This is a genomic window from Janthinobacterium sp. 75 (genome assembly GCF_004365495.1).
Classification (GTDB): Bacteria; Pseudomonadota; Gammaproteobacteria; order Burkholderiales; family Burkholderiaceae_D; genus Janthinobacterium.
Genome location: NZ_SORD01000001.1, coordinates 3,033,848 through 3,056,299, shown reverse-complemented (window position 1 = coordinate 3,056,299; position 22,452 = coordinate 3,033,848). Strand labels below are relative to the sequence as shown.

Below are 22,452 nucleotides of genomic sequence, written 5' to 3'. Positions count from 1 at the left end.
GTTTATTCCTTGGAAGTCGATGCTGCTTTCGCGGCGATCTTGGCGTCTTTTGCTTCAGGTTTTGCGGGGGCGACAGGCGCGGTCGGGTCAAAATCCATGGCCACCATCTGCGGCGTCACGGGCGCGCCGGGGCGTACCCGCTGCAAGCCGTTGACGACGATCTTTTCGCCCGCTTTCAAGCCTTCGCGCACGACGCGCAAGCCGTCCGAGTTCGGACCCAGCTTGACGGCACGGTATTCGGCCTTGTTGTCTGCGCCTACCACGTAGACGTATTTGCGGCTCTGGTCCGTGCCGACGGCGCGGTCGGAGATCAAGAGCGCCGTGCTTTGCGCCTGAGGGCCATTGCCGCCGTCGAGCTGGATGCGCGCGAACAGGCCGGGCACCAGCTGGCGCTCTGCGTTGGCGAAGGTGGCGCGCATGCGCACGCTGCCTGTGGCCGGGTCGAGCTGGTTGTCGACGAATTCCAGCTTGCCTTCATGCGGGAAGCCCGTTTCATTGGCCAGGCCCACCTTGACGGTGACGGGCGTGCCCTTTTGCGCCGTGCCGGCCACGCGCAGATACGTATCTTCATCGCCGTCGAAGCTGGCGTAGATGCGGTCCGTCGATACCACGGAGGTCAAAATGGCGGAAGCGTCGATCAGGTTGCCGACCGTGATTTCCGCCTTGCTGGCACGGCCGCTGATCGGCGCCTGCACCTGCGTGTAAGACAGGTTCAGTTTGGCCGCTTCATACGCGGCTTGCGCCGAGCGGGCGTTAGCGTCCAGCTCTTTCAGGCCCGAGGCCTTTTCATCGAATTCGCGCTGGGCGATGGCTTTTTCAGCCAGCAGCTTTTCAGCACGCGACAGTTCCAGCTTGGCCAGTTCCGCCTTGGCACGGGCCGAGGCGGCCGTACCTTCGGCGCGCGACACTTCGGCCTGGAAGGGGCGTGGATCGATGACGAACAGCACATCGCCCTTTTTCACTTCGCTGCCCGGCTTGAAGTTGACGGCGGTGATGAAGCCGCCGACGCGCGAGCGGATTTCCACGCGCTCGATCGCTTCCAGGCGGCCCGAGAATTCCTGTGTTTCCGTGATCTGTTTTTCGATGACGGCGGCGGCCGAGATGGGCGGGCCGCCGGCCGCTGGCGCGTCGGGCACCTTGCTATTGGCCGTATCGCAACCGGCCAGGCTCACGGCCACCAGTCCTGCCAGCGCGAGCGAGGCAGCCAGGGGCTTCAGCAGAGTGGAAAATTGTTGAACGTTTTTCATTTTATTTCCCTGTTTTATGAAAATTTCTAATGGTATGGGCGACAGAAAGCAACCCAGCTAAAAGTGGAAACTACAGCGTATGGTGGTGCCATGGCGCCCGACGGCGCTCGATCAAAAGGTAAACAGGCCGCCAGCTGCGTAAAAGCGGACGGGGACGACGAAGCTGGCTGTGCGAGCGCACAACGCAGACAAGATGGGAACTACACTGCGTAGTGTAGCAACCGAAACTCAAAAAGTAAACTAGTTAGTGTAAGTTTTTTTGCGTTGCCGCAGATGGCGGCGTCATGACTCGGGCTCCTGCCCCAGTCCAGCGACAAAGCTGGCGATTTCACCCAATACCTGCACCTTGCAGGCGCACTCATTGCGGGCACCTGCATCCTGCAGCGGCGCGGCGGCCATGCGCCGTACGGTGGTCTTGATGCCGCAGGCGATCAATTTGCTGCCGTATTGTTCAGCCTCGTCGCGCAATGGGTCATCTTCGCTGGACAATATCAAGGCTGGCGGCAGGTTCTTCAGGCGACTCGACTGCAATGGCGACGCGTACGGATGGGTACGGTCAGCGGCATTCGGCAGGTAGCCACGATAGGCGGCGGCGCATTGATCGGCCACTTCCGCCAGGTCCGGACAGGTCGGCAAGTGGCGCATCGAGCAGGTCGACAGGCCGGGGTCGAGCATGGGCATGATCAGCACCTGGCCCGCGAGGGGCGGTCCGCCCCGGTCGCGCGACATCATGGCGCATACGGCAGCCAGGTTGGCGCCCGCTTCGATGCCCGACACCACCATCTGCTTGCCCGTCCAGCCCAGCTTGGACTTGTTCTTTTTTGCCCACAACAGCACGGCATGCGCGTCTTCCACGGCGGCGGGGAATGGCCGCACCTTCGCCAGCGTGTAGTTCGCGGCCAGCACCACGTGGTCGGGATTGCTCAGTACGAGGCAGCGCAGGAAATCGTCCGCGTCTTCCAGGTCGCCGTCGACAAAACCGCCGCCATGGAAGAAGACGATCAGGCTGGACTGCTTGGCGCCCGGCACGCCGGCCGTGTAGACGCGCGCGGCGAGCGCATCTTGCGCGCCCTGCACCTGGATGTCGCGTATCTTCAGCGCCTGGCCAGGTGCCAGTTCGGCCGAGGTCTCGGCAACGCTCATTGCGCTACCACCGGCTGCACCGCAACATCGCGTACCGCGTCGTTCAGGCACAACAGGGCGACGCCGCCCACCTCATGGGTCAGGGCGCTATACGCACTGGCTTCGCTTTGCGCCGCCAACGAATATGCATCCGTCGATACCATCGCGGCCAGAGCGAGCGAGCTCATGGCGAGAGCAAGCACTGCAAAGATTCCATTCCGATGACCCATGATTTTTCTCCTGTTGTACTTCCTGCGGCATCACATTTATGCTGCAGTACAACAACTATAGACTTGATCTACAATCTAATAAAGAGTGCAATGACGAATTGATTGTTCAGGATTACGAACAATCGCGCATAACATGATAAGGAATCAAGTGAACAAGCTGCAAGCCATGGAAGTTTTCATCCAAGTCGTCGATGCGGGCGGCTTTACGCGCGCGGCGGAAAACATGCAGCTGCCGAAAGCCACCGTATCGACGCTGATCCAGTCGCTGGAAGCGAGCCTGTCGGTCAAGCTGCTCAACCGCACCACGCGCCATGTCAGCATCACCTCCGACGGCGCCGCCTATTACGAACGCTGCGTGCGCATCCTGTCGGACGTGCGCGAGGCCGAGGAATCGCTGTCGCGCACGCGATTGAGCCCCAGCGGACGGCTGCGCGTGGATGCGCCCACGGCCCTGGCCAGCGAACTGATCATCCCCGCCCTGCCCGACTTTTTCGCCCGCTACCCCGACATCTCGCTGGAGCTCGGTTGCAGCGACCGCCCCGTCGACCTGATCGAGGAAGGCGTCGACTGCGCCGTGCGCGGCGGCGAGCTGGGCGACCTGAACCTCATCGCGCGCCGGGTCGGCGTGCTGCATTTCATCACCTGCGCCGCGCCCGGCTATCTGGCACGGTATGGCACGCCCCTGCACCCGAACGACCTGGCGCAGCACCGGGGCGTGAATTTTTTCTCCGCCAAGACAGGCAAGACGTTCGATTGGGATTTCACCCGGGCCGGCGAACGCATCCAGATGTCCATGCCCAGCCATATCGCCCTGAACGACTCGAACGCCTACGCGGCGGCCGGCCTGGCAGGCCTGGGCATCGTGCAAATGACGCATTTCATGCTTGCGCCGCTGATAGAACAGGGCAAAATGGTGGAATTGCTCGATGAATGGGAATCCGACCCGCTGCCCATCCACGTGATCTATCCGCCCAACCGCCATCTGTCCGCCAAGGTCCGCGTGTTTGTCGAGTGGGTCGCCGACATGTTTACCAACCACCCGGCCACGCAACTGAAGGGCAAGAGCAATCTTCCCGCGCGTGCCGCCCAGACCGAGGCCCAGCCATGACCGCAGCAAGCACAACGCCCCACCGCATCGTCTTTCTCGACCGCGACAGCCTGATCGCCAAAGTGCGTCCGCCCGCCTTCGACCACAGCTGGGAAGAGTATCCGCACACCAAGGGCAGCGAACAGACGGTTTCCCGTCTGCAAGGCGCCAGCATCGCCATCACGAACAAGGTGCCGCTGCGCGCAGCCGAGCTGGACCAGCTGCCGGACCTGAAGATGATCGCCGTGGCCGCCACCGGCACGGATATCCTCGACCTGGCCGCCTGCCGCGAGCGGGGCATCGTGGTGGCGAATATCCGCGACTATGCGCGCGCCACCGTGCCCGAGCATACGCTGGCCCTGATGCTGGCCCTGCGCCGCCAGCTGGTCGCCTACCGGGCGGACGTGGACGCGGGCCTGTGGCAGGCATCGGACCGCTTCTGCCTGTTCGGCCACCCGATCCGCGACCTGGCCGGCAGCCGCCTGGGTTTGCTCGGCTATGGCGCGCTGGGCAAGTCCGTGGCCCAGCTGGGGCGCGCCTTCGGCATGCAAGTGCAGGTGCACAATCGCTCTCCCATCGAGGACGACGGCGTGACGCAGGTGACGTTCGACGAGCTGCTGGCCACGTCCGACGTACTGAGCCTGCACCTGCCCCTGACGGACAAGACGCGCAACATCATCGGTGCGCAAGAACTGGCGCGCATGCAGCCCACGTCGCTCCTGATCAACACGGCGCGGGGCGGCCTTGTCGACGAGGCGGCCCTGGCCACAGCATTGACGAACGGCGTGATCGCCGGCGCCGGTTTCGACGTGCTATCGAAGGAGCCGCCGCAGCCCGACAACCCGCTGTTGAACTTGCGCCTGCCCAATTTCATCCTCACACCGCACACGGCCTGGGCCAGCGGGGAAGCCATGCAAAAACTGGCTGACATCTTGATCGGCAACGTGGAAGCGTTCGAACGGGGCGCCCCAACGAACGTCGTGGCATGAGCGTATTGCACGAGCTCGATGAACTGCTGTGCAGCGAGGACGAATACGACCGCCTCGACCTGTTTCTCGAAGCGGCCGAGCTGATCGGGCAACTGCGGACGGCTGACGTGCCTGCGCTGCTGGCCCTGTGGCAGCAGCGCGATCTATCTTGGCAGCAGCGCTACACGCAAGCGAGCGCTTCCATCGACGGCGCCGTGCTGCGCGCACTGCTGGCGGGCTTGCTGCAGATCAAGGAGACACCGCACGGCGTGTTTGAACTGATGACACGCTTGCCTGCGACAGCCGACGCCTCCCCGCTCAGCGACGCCCTGCTCGACTACGCCGAGCAAGCCTGGCATGCGAACCAGGAGCGGCAGCGGCAAATCCAGATGAGCTGCTGGAGCTGCGGGCTGTCGGGCCGGCTGCTGAAGCGGTTGGGACTGGCATCGTGGAAGGATGCGGGCCTGTAGGAACTAAGGCGCGTCGGGCCGCTCGAATGAAAATCCCGGCGCATAGGCATGATAGCCGTCGAAATCGCCCTTGCCGATGGCCGCGCCGGCGCTGCGGGCGATCGCATACGCCATGCCGAAGTGAAAATAGAAATTCGGCAGGATGTACAAGTTCAGATATTCGCCGGAAGGCAGCGCGATGTCGGCGAAGCCGGCGCGGTCGCGGCAGATGCGGCCGGGCGGCCCGTCAAAACGTTCCGCAGGAATGGCCATGAGGTAGCACATGGTTTGCGCGATCTGTTCCTGCAGGCTGGGGGCGGCGCTGAAATCGGCCACGTCCAGCCCCGCCAGCGGGCAGCAGCCGCGCAGGGAAAAGCTCACGGCCGCGCGCACTTGCTGGGCGAATGGCAGCATGTCCGGGTGCAGACGCGCCGCCAGCAGTTCCGGTGCGGTGCCGGTCTTGTCGAGCATGGCGGACAGCTGTGCCAGCGAGCGGCAAAAGATGGTGGCGGGGTTGGTCCGCATCAGCTCCGTCATGACTGGCCCTCCTGTGTGGCCACCTTCTTCAGCACGCGAATCAGCCGGCGTTCATGGCGACCCACGGCATCCCAGTGCCAGGCGTCGGGCGAACCGAATGCCGGGTAATGGCGCTGCCATTTTTCCGCGCGTTTCTGCGTATTGACGCTCACGTTCGAGTCCAGGCCCTTGCCGCTGGACAAGCGCAGGTAGACGCGGATGACGCCCCAGCCTTCGCACACGTAGCGGTAGGTGAGACCATCGCACTTGGCCGGGTCGAGCGCGATACGGGTCGGGGCAAACTGCCCGCCCATGTCCGGGTAATGCACGGCCAAAAGAACCTCGCTGGCGCCTTCGGCCTCCAGCCTGGCCGCATACGCACACAGTTCCGTCGCCGAATGAAAATGCAGCGTTTCCTGTTCCGCCTCCGAATACGCTTCTGCCACGGCTGCGCCGGGCTTGGCGAAGATTGCCTCGGCCATGGCCGCGATACCTGCCTCTGACATTGCCAACGTGCTACCCCTTCCCCTGATTTGCCGCATAGCACTGCAGCGATGGCCGCCATCCTAGCATGGCGTCAGCGGCGATGGCGGCTGAAAAATTCCCACATCACCTCATTCGCATCGATGGCGCGCGTGGTCTTGCCGATGGGCAGGCCGATATTGAAGGCATCGGCGCCGGGCCACGTGTGGCCGCCGTCCTGGACGGTGAGCAAGGCTACACTGACGCCGCCGGCACCCTGCTCCAGCCAGCTCACCTGCGTGGTGTCGCCAGCCGCGCCAGGGAACAAGCGCGGTTGCGGCGTGGCACCGCCGATGCCGTTGTGCCTGCGCCAATAGGCGAAGGTGTCTTCCGCCGACAGGTAGCTGGCAGCCTTGCCCTCAAACAGCACCACCTTGTCGGCCCTGCCCTGTATCAGCAGCATGCCCACCTTGTCCGTCTTCTGGTGATGCTGCAGCACCGGTTCCGGCATGGGCGCGCCCACCGAGGCGACGGCAGCGAACTGCTGTGGCAGCTCGGCCGCCAGGCGCAGGGCAAAGAAACCGCCGCGTGACAGGCCCGTGGCATACACGCGTTTGTCATCGATGCGGTAATCCTGCTTGAGTTTACGCAACAAGGCTTGCGTGAAACCGACGTCATCCGTGCCCGCCAGATAATCCATGCCGAAACCCACGTTCCAGTCCTGCTGGATGCCTTGCGGATACACGACGATAAACTGGTGCCGCTCGGCCGCCCCGTTCATCTGCGTGTACAGCATGTGTTCCGCCATGCTCATGCCGCCGCCATGGAAATTGAAGACGACGGGAAAGGATTGCTGCGGCTGGCTTTGGTAGGCTGCGGGCGTATAGACGATGTAGCGGCGTTTTTCGCCTTTATGGACGAGGCTGCTCACTTGCGCCAGCGCAGGAATGCATGTGCACGCCAACACGAGCAGGCTGATAAACAATTTCATGCGGCTTTCTCCGTTGATCAAGAGCTTGCAGCTTAGGCAAGCGCCGGTGAAATTGCGGTGAAATCCGTCTGGTTTTTATTGTTTTTGGAGAGTGAAAATATCGACACGGTAGTGCGCCTCGCCTGGATGAAAACGGATGTCCCAGCGCATGGCCTGGGCCAGGCGCAGCAGCAGGTTCTGGCCGTGCGCAAAACCCTGGACGCGCTGTGGCTGTCCCGGCGGCACGGTATTGACGATGCTCAAACGGCCTTGCGCAAACGCCATGCTGATGCGGCAATCGGGACCGCCATGGAACAGGGCATTGGCCAGGCAATTATTGATGAGCAACATGATCAGCTGCCCGTTGCCGGCCACGTCCAGCCGGTCGGGCAGCTCCAGGGTCAGCAAACCGGCATCCCATGAGAAATCGTCAAGCAAGCGCAACAGGCACTGCTCTATGCAGCCGCGCAATTCCACCAGTTCGCCGGGCAGCTGCTCGGCCCGAGCCAGCGCGAACAGCACCTCGATGGTGGCGCGCATGTCGTCGACGCCCTGCTGCAGCTGCGCCTGCCCTTCTGCCGTCAAGGGATGTGCATCGGCCAGCGCCAGGGTGTTGTGCATCAGGGTCAGCGGCGTGCGCAGTTCGTGGCTGACGTCGCGCGCGAAGGCGTGTTCGCGCTGCAACGCCGATTGCAAGGCGTCGAACGTGGTTTCCAGGCGACGCGCCAGGAAACCGATTTCGTCGGGGCGGTCGCGCGCGCTGAAATGGACGGCGCTGCCGGGCGCGCATTGCTTTGCTTCCTGGGCCAGGCGTTGCAAGGGCTGCACGAGACGCCGCGCCAGCCAGTAGGCCAGCAGCAGGGCCAGGGCGATCAGCGCCAGCGCTACGCCCAGCACGACGCCGCCCACTTCCGGCACCAGGCGGGACACCACCAGCACGGGCGCCACGTCGGCCAGCAGATAGCTGCGTTGCGGCTGGCCAGCGGCAACGAGGTCCAGCGCCAGCACGTGATAATGCTGGCCCGTCGTGGTAAACACTTCGGCACGCGTGGCCGATGCTGGCATCTTCTCACGCACCGCTTGAGGCAATGCAAGGTAGCTGCCATAAATCGTGATGAGGTCGCTGCCAGACGGCGTCAGCTCACCGTGCTGTCGCAGGCGCTGGCCGACCGCCACCGCTTCGCGTTCGAGCAGGCGCTGCACCAGCATGTCTTCCGTCACATACGCAATCACCAGCGCCAGGCCCGTATAACACAGGCACAGCAGAACGGTGAAGCCGGCCAGGGCCGCGAACAGGCTGCGGCGGATCGACTTGCTCATGGGGGCGCCGCAGAATCGAGCGCAAGGCGGTAACCCAGCTGCGGTATGGTGACCAGCACACCCGCCGCGCCGGCCAGCTCCAGTTGCTTGCGCAGCGCATAGATATGCGATTTCAGGGCGTCGCTATCGGGCGGCTGGCTGCCCCACAGATGTTGCAGCAAGGCCGAGCGCGATACGGCATGCGGATGTTCGCGGCACAGCAGCAGCAAGATCTTGACACCCGTCTGCGTCAGCGGCATCGCCGTACGTGGCGCGTCCTGTGCGCGTCTGCAAGGTGAACGGCCCCACGCGCATTTCCTGGTGCACGTGCAACTGGTGGCGGCGCGCCAGCGCTTCACAGCGCAAGGCCAGTTCACGCAAGTCGAAGGGCTTGGTCAAATAATCGTCGGCGCCATCGCGAAAGCCCCGCGCCTTGTCTTCGTAGGCGTCGCGTGCCGTCAGCATCAAGATCGGCACATTGCTGGGCGCTCCCGCCTTGATGGCGCGGCACACTTGCAAGCCATCGATGTCAGGCAGGTTCAAGTCCAGCAGCACCACGTCATAGCCATTGCGCGTCGCCAATTGCACCGCTAGCGCACCCGTGCCCGCATGGTCCGTCTGCCAGCCCAGGCCGTCGAGAAAATCGAGCACCTGGCGCGCGATGCCCAGGTGGTCCTCCACCAGCAGGATGTTCAAGGGAAGCTTGCTCATGACATGCCGGCAATGCACGCGTACAGCCAGAAGTTACCGGATTTTCCACGAATTTGCCGGTAGCTGCGCAGATAACCTTCGCGTGCAAAATGGCAGCGTTCCAGCACGCGGATCGAACGTTCATTGCTCTCCAGTACGGTCGCCTGGATGCGCAGCAAGCCGAGGCGCTGGAAGCCCCAGCCCACGACAGAATTCACGACGGAGGTGGCCACGCCCTTACCCCACACGACAGGCGACAGGTCGTAGGCGATCTCCGCCGTGCGATGCTGGAGGGAAATGGCATTCAAGCCGATGGTGCCCACCAGTTGGCCACCGTCGCGCAGCACGACGGCCAGGCGCATGGGCGACGCTGGCCGGGCCGATGCATAGTCATCGAAATTGGACTGCAAGTCGTCTATGCTGCGCAAGTCCCAGCTCGTGTGCTCCACGACAACAGGGTCGGCCAAATACGCATACCAGGCGCGCGCATCGTCGCGCTCCAGGTGGCGCAAGGTCACCAGCGGATGGGCGGAACAGGGCAAGTCAGCCGGTTTCATCGTTCGCTCCTGCAATACTTCAATCGACCGGGCAATCATCGGCCAGCCAGGCCGCGAAATCATCGGCCGCCAGTTCGAAATCGTCGCGCTGCATCGAGCCATGCCCCACCAGGTACACAGCCGTTGAGGCGCCATCGAGCGCCAGCATGACGGCGCGCCCGCCGCTGTCATCGCCGATGGCGATATAGCCGGGACATGCTTGCTGCGTGTCATACGTTTCGTTACGTTCCCGCAAGCTGTCCAGTCCGTACAACATGACCTGTTCGCCGCGCAGGCCATCTTGCCAGTCCGCGAGAAAACGCAGGTAGTGCGCCGGCAAGGCGTGGCCCAGCCAGCGCTGCACGGCGTCGATGTCTTGCCCGCTCACGCGGCGCCCTTGCGCCGTGCTTCCCACGTGCGCCGCAGCAAACCATACAAGGCCGAGTCGCTGACATGGCCGTCGACGATCCAGCGTTCGGGCAGGATACCCTCCTGCTTGAAACCCTGGCGCTCCAGGGCGCTGGCCGAACCGGCGTTGTGCGGGTCGATATCGGCTTCCAGGCGGTTCAGGTCGCGCTCGATGAAGGCAAATTCCAGTAGTGCCGACAGGGCTTCGTGCATATAACCGTTGCCCCAGTACTGACGGCCCAGCGCATAGCCGATCTCGGCGCGGCGGTTCTGGCGGTGCTCGGAAAACAGGCTGCAACTGCCCAGGTACTCACCCGTCGCCTTCAACTCGATGGCGAAGCGGAAAAATTCCTCCTTCTCGAAAGCGGCGATGTCTTCGGCAATCTGGCGCGTGGCGCGGCTGGCATCGGTCCATGGCGGTTCGCTGAAGTAGCGCATTACTTCCGGGTCGGCATGCATGGCGAATTGGGCCGCTTCATCGGATGGCTGCGGCTTGCGCAGGATCAGGCGTTCAGTGGTGATGGTCTTGCTGTAGGTCATGGCGCTCCAGTGTGGCGGCAAACGGACGAAGGCTTATTATTTCATGCAACTATAACGATGTGGCAACTTTGTGATCTTGTTTTTTAATGTAGTATGGCAAGGTTTTACCATATCATTGATGCAACTTCATGATCCGCTTATGCATGCAGCAGAGAATGCCACACAGACCGAAGCCGACCATGTCCATCCCTAGAATCCACCTCACCATGCCGCTCGCCGTCGGCGCACTGGCCGTCTGGCTGTGCTTGAGCCTGGGCGGCCGCTGGCTGGAATCGGCCGGCTACGCCTTACCGGGCGCAGCCGTCACCGGCCGTATCGGCCTGTCGTGGGCGCTGGCCGCCGTGTTTGCACTGGCGCTGCTGCTGGCATCAAGCCGGCGCCGCGAAGCGGGCCTGGGTGTGCCGCAGCCATGGAAAACGCTGTGGCTGGTCTGGCCGCCCCTGCTGTATGCGCTGCTGATGCTGTTGCTGGCCTGGGCAGGCGGCTGGCCACAGCCGCGCGTGCTGCTGATCGTGGCCTGCAATGCGGCGCTGGTGGCCATTTCGGAAGAACTGATGTTCCGCGCCATTTTGCTCCAAGGCATGCTGGATCGGTACGCCATCTGGCCTGCCGTCTTGATTTCCTCGGCGCTGTTCGGCCTGGCCCACACGGCCAATGGCCTGGCCACGGGCGACGTCAGCGGCGCCCTGTGGCAAGCCGTCGCCGCCACCTTGCAGGGCGTCGGCTATGCCGCCATCCGCCTGCGCACCCGCTCGGTATGGCCCATGGTGCTCGTGCATGGACTGTGGGATTACGCGCTGGTGACGGCCACCTTGCCGAACCCTGCCGAAGACGGCGCGTCTATCCTGCCGGCTATCGCCCTGCTGGCCGTGCTGCCCTTGTGCCTGTATGGCGTCTACCTGCTGCGCCCCAGCCAGCGCGCCACCATATCGCAGCTACAACGATAATATTGCGACTAGATTTTCCATCCATAGACTGAGGAAGGTGCATGGCGTTTTTTTCACGTGATTACGAAGTGTTCCTGCTGCTGGCGGCGCCCGATGCTCCGCCGCTGTGGGAGGCGGCGCAATGGCTGCCGTTTGCCGCCAGCCTCGATGGTGTCGTGGCGCAAGCACGAGGCAAGGCCAGCGTGCGCAGCCATCAATACAATCCCAAGGGCAAGCCGATTCCCTTTGGCCGCCTGGGCTGGGACGCCAAATCGCACGCCAAGTGGACGCACACGCCGCAGACGACGGAAGCCCGCTTCATGAGCCTGGAAGCGTGGGCGCCCACCTGGACCATTTGCGAAAAAGACGACCAGGCACCCGATCTGTTCCTCGCACTGGCCAATGAATCGTTGCTGGGACTGGCAGGCAAAACCTTGCAGTTCAGCCAGCGCCTGGTGTGCGCCATCGCCACGGACATGGGTCCGGAAGCGGCCGCCACCTTGCGGCTATCGCTGGCCCAACTGGCCGCGCAGCAAGAGGCCGTCATCTTCGCCCACACGCAGCGCCAGTGGGGCCGCGCCGCGTACGGCGGTTTCACGGGCGCCATCCAGGATATGCTGATCGGCGGCCTGTTCCAGCCCGACGACCCGCATGCGCGGCCGCTCGATGCGGCCACGTTCCGCGAGCCATGGACGCGCATGGAGCAGGCTTGACAGTGCGAGCCATCGCATGGCATCGTTCAGCCATGCAATCGACATTTCCTCCCCTGACCACCATTATTGCCACCATTCGACCGATGGTGGCTTAGCAGGATAATGATTGCCAAAGCCGCCTGCAGGGCGGCTTTGATATACAGCAACTGGTCAAGACGTCTCGCAGGTTTTATTTTTCACTTCAGCGAGCGACCATGCAAACCACTTCCAGCACCCCAGTTACCCCCACCCTGCACCTCGTGTGCGGCAAGATTGCATCCGGAAAATCCACGTTGACGGCCCGGCTGGCCTGCACGCCGCAGACCGTGCGCATCAGCGAAGACAGTTTGCTGGCGCAGCTGTATCCGGGCCAGATCGCCAGCCTGGCCGACTACGTGGCTTGCGCGGCGCAGCTGCGCGCAGCCATCGCCCCTTTGTGCTTGCAGATGCTGCAGGCGGGCGTGTCCGTCGTGCTCGATTTTCCCGCGAATACGCCCGCCAGCCGCGCCTGGATGCGCGAACTGTTCCAGCAGGCGGGCACGCCGCACGTGCTGCATTACCTGGACGTGCCGGACGACGAATGCAAGGCGCGCTTGCGCCTGCGCAATGCAAGCGGACTGCACCCGTTCTCCACCAGCGATGCTGATTTTGACGCCATCACGCGCCACTTCGTGCCGCCCGACGCGTCGGAAGGCTTTGATATCGTGCGGATCGCCCCTTAAAACGTGCCCGGCAGCAGGATTTTCTTGTCCACATGCTGCAAGTCGCGCAAGCCGCAAAAGGCCATCGTCAAGTCCAGTTCATTGCGGATGATGTCCAGGCATTTGGTGACGCCGGGGCCGCCCATGGCACCCAGACCGTACAGGAAGGGGCGGCCGATGTACACGCCTTTCGCGCCCAGGGCCACGGCCTTGAGCACGTCCTGGCCCGAGCGGATGCCGCCATCCATGTGCACTTCGATCTGGCTGCCGACGGCGTCGACAATGGCAGGCAAGGCTTCGATCGACGATTGCGCGCCGTCGAGCTGGCGCCCGCCGTGGTTCGAAACGATCAGCGCGTCGGCGCCACTGTTGACGGCCAGGCGCGCATCGTCCGGGTCCATGATGCCCTTGATGATCAGCTTGCCACCCCAGCGCTGCTTGATCCATTCCACGTCCTCCCACGACAGGCTCAGGTCGAACTGCTGCTGCGTCCAGGCCGACAGCGAGGACATGTCGGAGACGGACGTGGCGTGACCGACGATATTGCCGAAACCGCGGCGTTTCGTGCCCAGCATGCCCGCCACCCAGCGCGGCTTGGTGGCCATGTTGATGATGTTGGGTATGGTCAGTCTCGGTGGCGCCGACAGGCCGTTGCGCAAATCCTTGTGGCGCTGGCCCAGCACCTGCAAGTCCAGTGTCAGCACCAGCGCGCCGCACTTGGCGGCCTTGGCGCGGTCGATCAGGCGGTTGATGAATTCGCGGTCTTTCATCACGTACAGCTGGAACCAGAACGGTTTTGTCGTGTTCGCCGCCACGTCCTCGATCGAGCAAATGCTCATGGTCGACAGGGTAAACGGCACGCCGAATTTTTCAGCGGCCTGGGCGGCAAGGATTTCGCCATCCGCATGCTGCATGCCCGTCAGGCCCGTGGGCGACAGGGCCACCGGCATCGATACGTGCTGGCCCACCATGGTCGAGGCCAGGCTGCGGTTTTCCAGGTTGACGGCCACGCGCTGGCGGAACTTGATCCTGGCGAAATCGCTGTTGTTGGCGCGGTACGTCGATTCCGTCCAAGAACCGGAATCGGCGTAGTCGTAAAACATGCGCGGCACCCGTTTCTGGGCCAGCACGCGCAAGTCTTCGATGCAGGTGATGATACTCATGCGTTTCCTCGGTCGATGGCAAGTCGAACCATGATCGTGCATTTGCCGGCAATTGTCTATCCGACAGGCAATGCCAGCGGCCCTGGCGCCACACTTACCAGTCGCGCGCGCCAAGGATCTTCTCGCCCAGCGCAGTCAAGCGCGCCTGCGGATAGCGCAGCTTTTCCTTTTCTTCGGGGTCGCCGGGAAACGCATAGCCCTGCGGCGCGCTGCGCTCGCGCCAGCTTTGCACACGCCAGCCGCGCAAGGTTTGATTGTCTTGCTGGGCTGGCGTAAAGGAAATGTATTGTGCCAGGCGCACCTGGTGAGTCGATGTATTCGGGCGGATGCCGTGCGCCAGCAGGCTGTTGAAGATCAACAACTCGCCTTTCTTCATGGCGATGAATTCCATCGGGTATGGCACCGTCGCCAGGTCCGGTTGCCACGGATTGCGATCAAGCGGCACCGTCTTGCGCCAGGCCAGCAAGTTGTTGAACAATTCTGGATAGCACTGAAAACCGCCGCTCTCGGGCGAGGTGTCGGACAGGGCCAGCACGCCCTGCACGTTGACGGGCAGCGGGTCGAGCGTGGTGTCCGCATCCCAGTGGATGAAGCCGCCAAACTTGCGCTTGCCCTTGTTCGGCGTGTTCAGGTTGGCGCGGTCGATGGTCACCCACAAGTCTTCGCGGTCCCAGATATCGACAAAAGCGTCGTACACGCGCTGCGTCTGGCGGTTATCCCACAAGGTCTGGTTGTGATAGGCCTCGACCATGCCGGAACCATTGAGTTCCTTCATCGCGTGGTCGCGCAGCTGGTCCCGGTTCCAGGTGGCGGGGTCGTGCTGGTCCAGCCCCTGGAATTCCCACAGGAAATCCGTCGTGCGCCGTACCTGCTCGGGCGACACTGCATCCTTGACGATGACGTAGCCATAGGTTTGCCAGTGCAAAAAATCACTGTCGGACAGCACGCGCAAAGGCAGCTGTTTCTGGATGTCGCGCAACTGGGTCTGCTCCGTGTAGGCTACGGACGGATTGCCGGGACGGCCTTCGCCGTATTGGTATGGGATCTGCATCGCTGTCTCCTCTGTTGGTATGGGACAGATTGTGCGATGGCACGGCCAGTTGAAATGCGCGCTAAGCGGCCAATACTGATACTATCCTGACTATCCATACCATCAAATCGTCACAATGACGCCTTTATTCGAACAAGTCACGATCCCCGTGGGCCACTCCTGGGGCTTGCTGTGGCGCGAACTCGAGGCCATCCCCTTCATCTGGCATTACCACCCGCAGTTCGAGCTGACCCTGACGGTCAATGCCAGGGGCCAACGCTATATCGGCGACCACCTGGGCGACTTCGAGCCGGGCGACCTGGTGCTGCTGGGGCCGAATTTGCCCCACACCTGGTCAGCCAGCGAGCGCATCGATCGCGCGCAGCCCATGCTGGCCGTCGTCGTGTGGTTTTCACTGGAATGGGTGGAGCAGCTGGCGGCCTGTTTTCCCGAGTTGCACAGCTTGCGGCAACTGGCGGCACGCGCCGGTCCCGCACTGCACTTTTCGCCGGCAACGAGCGCGCACAGCGCGGCCAAACTGCTGCAACTCAATGCCCTGACCGTGCCGCAGCGCTTGCCGCTTCTGCTCGACGTGTTGCTGGCACTGGCCGGCGATGCAGGTGCGCGGCCGCTGGCCTCAACAGCGCAGGCGCCGATGCCCGATGGCCAGCAAAAGCGCATGGCCAGCGTGTTTGATTTCATGCACGGGCATTTCAGGGAAGAGATCGCACTGGAAACCCTGGCGCGGCAGGCGGCCCTGTCGCTGGGCGCCTTTCACCGCTGTTTCAAGCGCCACGCGCATTGCACGCCGGGCGAATACCTGGCGCGGCTGCGTATCGGCCGCGCCTGCCAACAGCTGATCGAAAGCGATCTCGCCATCGCCGTCATCGCGCAAGAGGCGGGCTATCGCAACCTCGCGCATTTCAACCGCCAGTTCCGCGCCGCCAGGCAAGTCACGCCGCGCGCGTTCCGCCTGCAATACCGGCGCGGCGCCAAAGGCGCATCATAAATCCATTCGGAAACGAAAAAGGGGATCAGATTTTACAATCTGACCCCCAATATTCTGGTGCGGCTGGCAGGAATTGAACCCACGACCCCTTGGTTCGTAGCCAAGTACTCTATCCAGCTGAGCTACAGCCGCCTAAGACAAGATTATAGCAGGGCTTTGCAGAATGGCAAAGGGCGTCGCGGCGATATTTCACAATTGACGGCCGCCCCTGTTTTTCAACAGCAGGCAGCACCGCTGCCGACCGGACGGACGAACGAAAAAAACCCGGAAAGTCACCTTTCCGGGTTTTTTCTTTACTGCTGATACTGGTGCGGCTGGCAGGAATTGAACCCACGACCCCTTGGTTCGTAGCCAAGTACTCTATCCAGCTGAGCTACAGCCGCAAACTCTGACACACTTCGCCGAACGGCACGAAGCTTGAAACTTTCATCAAAACCAGGCAGACCTGATCTTGGCAATACTGGTGCGGCTGGCAGGAATTGAACCCACGACCCCTTGGTTCGTAGCCAAGTACTCTATCCAGCTGAGCTACAGCCGCAAAACTTCTACAACAGCTCCGGTACAACATGGAGGTCAAACTTTTTACAACAAAACCAGGCAAAGTCTGATTTTCAGTATTCTGGTGCGGCTGGCAGGAATTGAACCCACGACCCCTTGGTTCGTAGCCAAGTACTCTATCCAGCTGAGCTACAGCCGCGCAGGCAAACATTATAGCGTATTCATTTCGCTTTGAAAAGTTCGATTTTTCAATCGCTTAGCTGATTTTGCAGAATACCGCCCCGCACCATCGCCTACCTTTTCACTGCCGAAAAGCCTACGCCTTTCATCGATGTACACCGCTGCTTTCACAATGGTATCCAGCGTATCGAGAAGTTGCTGTCTCGAAAGAAGCGGGATTATAGGGACTGCCTTCCCGCCTGTCCAGTGCTATCTGCAGGCGGCAGGCAAGCGTGCGGTGGCGCCGCCCCGCTTGGGGCTACAATACCAGCCAGACAGGGACACTTGTGCCTCCTCTGCTTCATGACGGCAGGCACTCCCCTCATGACCCATTAACTGAGCTTAGCGACGGCGGCCCGGCTGGGCAAAAGCCCGTGCGGCAGACTCACCGTTGCAGGATTTCCGATGGCTAAGCATGACCGCAAGCAAGATCTGCTACCCCCATCAGCGCCGCTGAGCCTGTCAGACGAGCGCTTGACCAACTTGCTGGAGAGCATAGCCGACGGCTTTTGCCTGCTCGACCACGACTGGACCATCCGCTACATCAATACGCGCGGCGCCGACATGCTCGCGCCGCAGCGTCCGCCCGGCAGCCAGCTGGCAGGCAGCAGCCTGTGGCAAGCCTGTCCCCACTTGCAGGGCACGGAACTGGAAGTGCAATACCGCCGCAGCATGGCGCAGCAGCACAGCGGCAGTTTCGAGCTGCAGTATCCGCCGCTGGGGCGCTGGCTGGAAGTGCGCATCTTCCCGTCCAGCGAAGGCTTGACCACGCATATCCAGGACATCAGCCAGCGCAAGGCGGCCGAGGAAAGCTTGCGCCAGAGCGAGGACGATTTGCGCACGCTGGCCAATTCCATCCCGCAACTGGCCTGGATCGCCAGCTTCGACGGCACCATCGCCTGGTACAACCAGCGCTGGCACGACTACACGGGCACCAGCGCGGAACAGATGGCGGGTGACGGCTGGAGCATCGCCTATGACGCGCAATACCTGCCGCCCATGCTGCAAGGCTGGAAGGCCGCTTTGCACGATGGCACGCCCTTCGAAATGGAATTTCCCATCCGCGGCGCCGACGGCCAGTACCGCTGGTTCCTGACGCGCGCCAATCCCGTGCGAGACCGGGGCGGCCAGCTGCTGCGCTGGTTTGGCACGAGCACCGACGTCGACCAGGTCAAGCGCGCGCAGGAAGCCTTGCGCGATGAAACCTGCGTGCTGGAACTGCTCAACAACACGGGCGCGGCCCTGGCCGCCACCCTGGACTTGCCGGCCCTGCTGCAGGAAACCGTCGATGCGGCCACGCGCATCAGCGGCGCGCGCTTCGGCGCCTTTTATTATGACGATGCGGGCGATGTCCACCCTGCGGCGCGCGCCGTCAACGGCATCAGCCTGCGCCAGGCCGAGACCATCGCCACGGCACTGCGCCAGGGACCGGCTATGTGCCAGAACGACTTGCTGGCCGCGCCCGAAGCCAGCGCCGATGGCGCGCCGCCCCTGCGCAGCTGCCTGAGCCTGCCCATCAGCTCGCGCTCGGGCCTGTTGCTGGGGCGCTTGCTGCTGGGCCATCCACAGGCGGGCATGTTCAGCGCGCGCAGCGAACGCATCGTCTCGGCCATCGCGGCGCAGGCCGCCGTCGCGCTCGACAATACGCGCCTGTACGCGGCCGCCACGCGCGCCGCCGAAGAGCGCAAGGTGCTGCTCGACAGCGAACGTGAGGCGCGTGCCGAGGCCGAGCGCACGAACCAGCTGCAGGATGATTTTCTCGCCACCCTGTCGCATGAACTGCGCACGCCACTGTCGGCCATCCTGGGCTGGGCGCAGGTGCTGCGGCGCGGCACGCGCGACCAGGCGGACCTGCACCGTGGGCTGCAAAGCATCGAACGCAATGCGCGCGCGCAGGCGCAACTGATCGAAGACTTGCTCGACATGAACCGCATCACCTCCGACAAAGTGCTGCTCGACCTGCAGCCCCTCGCGCCCGCCAGCGTCATCGCCTCGGCCATCGAAACCCTGCGCCCGGCGGCCGACGCCAAGCACATCACCATCCACAGCAGTATCGCCAGCGATGCGGACACGATCATGGGCGACCCCGGCCGTATCCAGCAAGTGATCTGGAACCTGCTGTCGAATGCCCTGAAGTTCACGCCGCAAGGGGGACAGGTCGATATCGGCGTGTGCCGCGAGGCGACCCGTCTAGCCATCACGGTGGCCGACAATGGTGTGGGCATCAAGAAAGACTTCCTGCCCCACGTATTCGACCGCTTCCGCCAGGCCGATGCCTCCACCACGCGCAAGCATGGCGGCCTGGGGCTGGGACTGTCGATCGTCAAGCACCTGGTGGAGCAGCATGGCGGCACGGTCACGGCCAGCAGTGCCGGCGACATGCAGGGCGCCAGTTTCACCGTGCGCCTGCCGCTGGGCACGCCGGCCACTGCGGCGCGCAAGGCGGTCGGCGTCCCGTCCGCCAGCCATGACTTGCGCGGCATCAGGGTGCTGCTGGTCGATGACGAAGCCGATGGGCGCGAACTGACGCAACGCATCCTGCGCGACCACCACGCCGAAGTGCATGGCGCCGGCAGCGTGGAGCAAGCGCTGCAACTGCTGGCGCAGGTGCGCCCACATGTGCTGGTCAGCGACATCGGCATGCCCGATGCCGACGGTGTCGACTTGCTGACGCAAATCCGTGCGCACACTTCCCCGGGTACCGCCCGGCTGCCTGCGTTGGCGCTGACGGCGTTTGCGCAAGCGCAAGATCGCCAGCGGGCGTTGGCCAGCGGCTTCCAGGCCTGGGTCGCGAAACCGCTGGACCCGGCCGAATTGGTGGCAGCCGTGGCGCAACTGGCGGCGACGCGCGTCACGGCTACGCCCTTAAAAAGATGATGCAAAGAAATACATAGTGCAGAATAAAATGACTATTTTTGTGGGTTGGCCTTCCTACTTCCAGACGCGGCACTGTCCTACAAGCAACTAAGCTGAAGTTTGCTACACTTAAATGCAGTAGCACACCTGCACGGCAGGCAGGAGACAGGCAGCCTTGGCTGCCATCAGTGGCAGAAGCGAGTTCAAGCGCTGTTGTGCGCCTCATCTTGTTGCAAGGCGCTACTATCTTTCTCACCGCCGTCAGCCGATCACCAGCGGTAGAAGCCAGCGTTGCATAGACCGTATTAACCGAGACCCTACATGCCCAGCCAAGATGAGATTTTGAAAGCCAAAATTTTGGTCGTCGACGATTCGCCCGACAATGTCGACCTGATGCTGGAAATCCTGCGCGATGCCGGCTATACCAATGTCACGGCCACCATGCGTCCGGCCCAGGTCTGCCCCCTGCACCGGGAGCATTGCTACGACTTGATCTTGCTGGATCTGCAAATGCCGGAACTGAATGGTTTCCAGGTCATGAAGGGCTTGAAGGAAATCGAGCATGGCGGCTACCTGCCCGTGCTGGCCCTGACGGCGCAGCCGAGCTTCAAGATCGCCGCCCTGGAAGCGGGGGCGCGCGACTTCATCAGCAAGCCCTTCGACCTGATGGAAGTGCACAAGCGCATCCATAACATGCTGGAAGTGCGCCTGCTGTACAAGGAACTGGCCCAGTACAGCAAGCAGCAGCAGGAACTGGCCCTGCACGACCCGCTCACGGGCCTGCCCAACCGGCGCCTGCTGGAAGACCGCATCGAACATACCTTGCGGCAATCGGCCCGCAACCGGGGCAAGTCGGCCATCCTGTACCTGGACCTGGACGGCTTCAAGACCATCAACGACAGCTACGGCCACGGCTATGGCGATGAGATCCTGAAGATGGTGGCGGCGCGCCTGGTGGGCGCCTCGCGCAAGGAAGACACGGTGGCGCGCATCGGCGGCGACGAATTCGTCATCGTGCTGGGCAACCTGGCCGGCAAGGGCGACGCGCGCGAACCCGCCGCCAAGCTGATCGAGGTAATTTCCGAACCGTATTTCATCAATGACCTGACCCTGCGCCTGTCGACCAGCATCGGCATCGCCATCTACCCGGACGACGCCAGCACAGTCGAATCGCTGCTCGGTGCAGCCGACACGGCCCTGTATGAAGCCAAGCGCGCGGGCAAGAACCGCTTTTGCTGCTCGCCCCACGAAGTAATCGCCTCGCAGGTGAACATGCAGAAAAGCGGCATGCCCTTGATCGCCTGAGCTTACTTTCCGCGCGACACATGAAAAAACCGGCAAGCCTCACGGCCAGCCGGTTTTTTTCTGCCTGGGAGGCTTTATTTCTTGCCAGCCGTCACTTGATGCTGGCCCGCGTGCTGATGGTCCGTTTGCGCATTCACGGTGTCCGGCGCCACTTCGATGCGCGTGATACCCGCATCGACGGAAATCGGGTCGCTGGCGGGGAAAGTCATTTCCACGGCGTCGTCGAGCAGTTCTTCCTTGGCCCGTTCTTCGCCGCTCATGCCCTCCTCATCGGCCAGGATGGCTAGCGCACTGGCCCATTTGACGAAATTGAGGTTGGACAGTTCGCGCACGGTGTGCACGCCAAACGCCTGCTGCAAGGCCTTGGCATCCTTCGCGCTGACGCCGCGCAGGGCGCTGATGGGGGCATTGACGATGTCGCGGAAGCTTTTGTCGGCATATTCCTGGTCGACGATGGTATCGATATTCATGGCATGTCCTTTCGTTTCGGTAAGCGGGCCTCTGCGCCCTGCGCCGCGAGGCGCCAAGGCTGCATGGGGTAATGCACAACCCCACTATGGCAGCGTGCGGTGCCCCGGTATGTGCGCAGCCGTACGTAACGACGGTAACTGTGCCCCCTTGGCGCAAACGATAATCTTGCCTATGATATAAAAATGATGGGAGGAGATTAAAATTGCCGAAAAGACAGAAATTTTCCATCCATGCGCCCTGCGATGAAATCCTCATGTATGATCCACCACTTGAATTTGGTCCACCTTTCACCATTCACGGGGCGCTATGTCCGCACAAACAGATCCGAACAAGGAAGCGGCCCAGGCCGATGCGGAACGCGCCGCCGATCTCAGCGAGTTGCTGGGTCATGTCAACACCAGCTGGGATAATGAACGGCGCGCCCTGTCGCGCCAGCTGCACGACAGCCTCGGTTCATCGCTGACGGCGCTGACCATGCACCTGTCGCTGCTGACGCAAAAAATGCCGCAGGAAGCGGCCCTGCTTGACCGTGCTGCGACCATGAAGCAATTGCTGCTGAATGTGATTGAAACCAACCGGCAAATGCAGATGAAGCTGTGGAACGACAAGCTGGAGTTTCTTGGCGTCAATGTGGCGCTGGGCGAACTGGCCGCGCAATTTGCCGAACAGCACAAAATCACCGTGCGCTGCAGCCTGCCCGACGATGAACTGATTTGCCCCCGTAACGTGGGCGTGGCGCTGCTGCGCACACTGGAAGAGGCGCTCAGCAACATCGCCACGCACGCCAACGCCACAGAAGTGGACATCATCATCGATGACAATGACGAAGCGCTGATGATGACCGTCAAGGATAACGGCAATGGACTGCCGGCCAGGGAAACCGTCGAAATGAGCAAGCACGGCCTGCGCTCCGTGCGCGAGCGCGTGCACTACCTCGGCGGCAGCCTGAGCCTGACCGCCAACCCGCAAGGCGGCACGGCCCTGACCGTCGTCTTGCCGCGCATTAGTCCGAAAGAATAGTGCTTACCAGGCAGCACCAAGCCAGATGCCTGCGGGAG

Annotated in this window: 25 protein-coding genes and 4 tRNA genes; 10 read left to right on the top strand and 19 right to left on the bottom strand. The window is 62.6% G+C overall.

All coding sequences use genetic code 11. The features are described from left to right. Positions 1 to 2: 2 nt before the first annotated feature. The 3 genes from C8C89_RS13960 to C8C89_RS26975 all read right to left on the bottom strand — a co-directional run bounded on the left by C8C89_RS13960 (position 3) and on the right by C8C89_RS26975 (position 2,557). Positions 3 to 1,247 carry an efflux RND transporter periplasmic adaptor subunit gene (locus C8C89_RS13960; RefSeq protein WP_133990448.1) on the bottom strand — a complete coding sequence of 415 codons (1,245 nt, stop codon included), beginning with the start codon at positions 1,245 to 1,247 and terminating at the stop codon, positions 3 to 5. 282 nt (positions 1,248 to 1,529) lie between these two features. After that, on the bottom strand, positions 1,530 to 2,390 hold the full coding sequence (locus tag C8C89_RS13955) for an alpha/beta hydrolase (protein ID WP_101481861.1): 861 nt from the start codon (positions 2,388 to 2,390) through the stop codon (positions 1,530 to 1,532). Beyond that, positions 2,387 to 2,557, bottom strand: a complete 171-nt coding sequence (locus C8C89_RS26975) for a hypothetical protein (protein ID WP_166674734.1) — start codon at positions 2,555 to 2,557, stop codon at positions 2,387 to 2,389. Before C8C89_RS26975 ends, C8C89_RS13955 begins: the two co-directional genes overlap by 4 nt. Positions 2,558 to 2,747: 190 nt before the next feature. Between C8C89_RS26975 and C8C89_RS13950 the strand changes: the two genes are divergently transcribed. Genes C8C89_RS13950 through C8C89_RS13940 form a run of 3 tightly spaced genes read left to right on the top strand, consistent with a single transcriptional unit; the run spans position 2,748 to position 5,124 of the window. Then, complete coding sequence (locus C8C89_RS13950; protein ID WP_101481862.1) at positions 2,748 to 3,707, top strand: LysR family transcriptional regulator; 960 nt, start codon at positions 2,748 to 2,750, stop codon at positions 3,705 to 3,707. Continuing rightward, positions 3,704 to 4,675 carry a D-2-hydroxyacid dehydrogenase gene (locus tag C8C89_RS13945; RefSeq protein ID WP_133990446.1) on the top strand — a complete coding sequence of 324 codons (972 nt, stop codon included), beginning with the start codon at positions 3,704 to 3,706 and terminating at the stop codon, positions 4,673 to 4,675. Before C8C89_RS13950 ends, C8C89_RS13945 begins: the two co-directional genes overlap by 4 nt. Further along, on the top strand, positions 4,672 to 5,124 hold the full coding sequence (locus C8C89_RS13940; protein ID WP_133990444.1) for a hypothetical protein: 453 nt from the start codon (positions 4,672 to 4,674) through the stop codon (positions 5,122 to 5,124). Before C8C89_RS13945 ends, C8C89_RS13940 begins: the two co-directional genes overlap by 4 nt. A gap of 3 nt (positions 5,125 to 5,127) precedes the next feature. Here C8C89_RS13940 and C8C89_RS13935 read toward each other — a convergent pair whose 3' ends face one another. From C8C89_RS13935 to C8C89_RS13900, 9 genes are all read right to left on the bottom strand, one after another. Continuing rightward, the gene (locus tag C8C89_RS13935; protein ID WP_243858015.1) at positions 5,128 to 5,640 is read right to left on the bottom strand and encodes a DUF1993 domain-containing protein; all 513 of its coding nucleotides are present in this window, start codon (positions 5,638 to 5,640) and stop codon (positions 5,128 to 5,130) included. After that, positions 5,637 to 6,101 carry a hypothetical protein gene (locus C8C89_RS13930; protein ID WP_133990442.1) on the bottom strand — a complete coding sequence of 155 codons (465 nt, stop codon included), beginning with the start codon at positions 6,099 to 6,101 and terminating at the stop codon, positions 5,637 to 5,639. The genes C8C89_RS13935 and C8C89_RS13930 overlap by 4 nt, the downstream gene beginning before the upstream one ends. Positions 6,102 to 6,196: 95 nt before the next feature. Then, positions 6,197 to 7,072, bottom strand: coding sequence for an alpha/beta hydrolase-fold protein (locus C8C89_RS13925; RefSeq protein ID WP_133990440.1), 876 nt, complete (start codon positions 7,070 to 7,072; stop codon positions 6,197 to 6,199). 75 nt (positions 7,073 to 7,147) lie between these two features. Continuing rightward, positions 7,148 to 8,371, bottom strand: coding sequence for a HAMP domain-containing sensor histidine kinase (locus C8C89_RS13920; RefSeq protein ID WP_133990438.1), 1,224 nt, complete (start codon positions 8,369 to 8,371; stop codon positions 7,148 to 7,150). Continuing rightward, on the bottom strand, positions 8,368 to 8,610 hold the full coding sequence (locus C8C89_RS27335; RefSeq protein WP_243858014.1) for a winged helix-turn-helix domain-containing protein: 243 nt from the start codon (positions 8,608 to 8,610) through the stop codon (positions 8,368 to 8,370). Before C8C89_RS27335 ends, C8C89_RS13920 begins: the two co-directional genes overlap by 4 nt. Beyond that, entirely contained in the window at positions 8,495 to 9,061 is a 567-nt protein-coding gene (locus C8C89_RS13915; RefSeq protein ID WP_243858013.1) for a response regulator transcription factor, read from the bottom strand. Before C8C89_RS13915 ends, C8C89_RS27335 begins: the two co-directional genes overlap by 116 nt. Then, positions 9,058 to 9,597: a GNAT family N-acetyltransferase gene (locus C8C89_RS13910; RefSeq protein WP_133990436.1), complete on the bottom strand. Its 540-nt coding sequence runs from the start codon at positions 9,595 to 9,597 to the stop codon at positions 9,058 to 9,060. The genes C8C89_RS13915 and C8C89_RS13910 overlap by 4 nt, the downstream gene beginning before the upstream one ends. A 19-nt stretch (positions 9,598 to 9,616) precedes the next feature. Next, entirely contained in the window at positions 9,617 to 9,964 is a 348-nt protein-coding gene (locus tag C8C89_RS26970; protein WP_166674733.1) for an SMI1/KNR4 family protein, read from the bottom strand. Continuing rightward, positions 9,961 to 10,524, bottom strand: a complete 564-nt coding sequence (locus C8C89_RS13900; RefSeq protein WP_133990432.1) for a GNAT family N-acetyltransferase — start codon at positions 10,522 to 10,524, stop codon at positions 9,961 to 9,963. The genes C8C89_RS26970 and C8C89_RS13900 overlap by 4 nt, the downstream gene beginning before the upstream one ends. 179 nt (positions 10,525 to 10,703) lie before the next feature. Here C8C89_RS13900 and C8C89_RS13895 point away from each other — a divergent pair, with 179 nt between their 5' ends. From C8C89_RS13895 to C8C89_RS13885, 3 genes are all read left to right on the top strand, one after another. Beyond that, entirely contained in the window at positions 10,704 to 11,471 is a 768-nt protein-coding gene (locus C8C89_RS13895) for a CPBP family intramembrane glutamic endopeptidase (protein WP_166674732.1), read from the top strand. Between the two features lie 41 nt (positions 11,472 to 11,512). Continuing rightward, the gene (locus C8C89_RS13890; RefSeq protein WP_133990428.1) at positions 11,513 to 12,163 is read left to right on the top strand and encodes a hypothetical protein; all 651 of its coding nucleotides are present in this window, start codon (positions 11,513 to 11,515) and stop codon (positions 12,161 to 12,163) included. 194 nt (positions 12,164 to 12,357) lie between these two features. Further along, positions 12,358 to 12,864 (top strand): ATP-binding protein, encoded by a 507-nt coding sequence (locus C8C89_RS13885; protein WP_133990426.1) that lies wholly within the window; start codon positions 12,358 to 12,360, stop codon positions 12,862 to 12,864. Here the strand turns inward: C8C89_RS13885 and C8C89_RS13880 are convergent. Then, on the bottom strand, positions 12,861 to 14,006 hold the full coding sequence (locus tag C8C89_RS13880; protein ID WP_133990424.1) for an alpha-hydroxy acid oxidase: 1,146 nt from the start codon (positions 14,004 to 14,006) through the stop codon (positions 12,861 to 12,863). The two genes, C8C89_RS13885 and C8C89_RS13880, sit on opposite strands and share 4 nt — an antisense overlap. A 94-nt stretch (positions 14,007 to 14,100) precedes the next feature. Further along, positions 14,101 to 15,057: a phytanoyl-CoA dioxygenase family protein gene (locus tag C8C89_RS13875; protein WP_133990422.1), complete on the bottom strand. Its 957-nt coding sequence runs from the start codon at positions 15,055 to 15,057 to the stop codon at positions 14,101 to 14,103. A 115-nt stretch (positions 15,058 to 15,172) separates the two neighbouring features. Between C8C89_RS13875 and C8C89_RS13870 the strand changes: the two genes are divergently transcribed. After that, on the top strand, positions 15,173 to 16,045 hold the full coding sequence (locus C8C89_RS13870; RefSeq protein ID WP_133990420.1) for an AraC family transcriptional regulator: 873 nt from the start codon (positions 15,173 to 15,175) through the stop codon (positions 16,043 to 16,045). 55 nt (positions 16,046 to 16,100) lie between these two features. Here C8C89_RS13870 and C8C89_RS13865 read toward each other — a convergent pair. From C8C89_RS13865 to C8C89_RS13850, 4 genes are all read right to left on the bottom strand, one after another. Continuing rightward, a tRNA-Arg gene (locus tag C8C89_RS13865) sits at positions 16,101 to 16,177 on the bottom strand. 174 nt (positions 16,178 to 16,351) lie between these two features. Further along, a tRNA-Arg gene (locus C8C89_RS13860) sits at positions 16,352 to 16,428 on the bottom strand. A 78-nt stretch (positions 16,429 to 16,506) separates the two neighbouring features. After that, positions 16,507 to 16,583: transfer RNA gene (locus C8C89_RS13855), tRNA-Arg, on the bottom strand. Positions 16,584 to 16,665: 82 nt separating this feature from the next. Next, positions 16,666 to 16,742, bottom strand: a tRNA-Arg gene (locus tag C8C89_RS13850). A gap of 425 nt (positions 16,743 to 17,167) precedes the next feature. Here C8C89_RS13850 and C8C89_RS13845 point away from each other — a divergent pair. Beyond that, positions 17,168 to 19,639 (top strand): ATP-binding protein, encoded by a 2,472-nt coding sequence (locus C8C89_RS13845; RefSeq protein ID WP_133990418.1) that lies wholly within the window; start codon positions 17,168 to 17,170, stop codon positions 19,637 to 19,639. A 300-nt stretch (positions 19,640 to 19,939) separates the two neighbouring features. Next, positions 19,940 to 20,923, top strand: coding sequence for a diguanylate cyclase (locus C8C89_RS13840; RefSeq protein ID WP_101481878.1), 984 nt, complete (start codon positions 19,940 to 19,942; stop codon positions 20,921 to 20,923). A 74-nt stretch (positions 20,924 to 20,997) separates the two neighbouring features. On the opposite strand, the gene C8C89_RS13835 is transcribed toward C8C89_RS13840, so the two are convergent. Beyond that, entirely contained in the window at positions 20,998 to 21,393 is a 396-nt protein-coding gene (locus tag C8C89_RS13835) for a hypothetical protein (protein ID WP_101481879.1), read from the bottom strand. Between the two features lie 307 nt (positions 21,394 to 21,700). On the opposite strand from C8C89_RS13835, the gene C8C89_RS13830 reads away from it, so the two are divergent. Further along, positions 21,701 to 22,414 carry an ATP-binding protein gene (locus C8C89_RS13830; protein WP_133990416.1) on the top strand — a complete coding sequence of 238 codons (714 nt, stop codon included), beginning with the start codon at positions 21,701 to 21,703 and terminating at the stop codon, positions 22,412 to 22,414. The last annotated feature ends 38 nt before the right edge of the window (positions 22,415 to 22,452 follow it).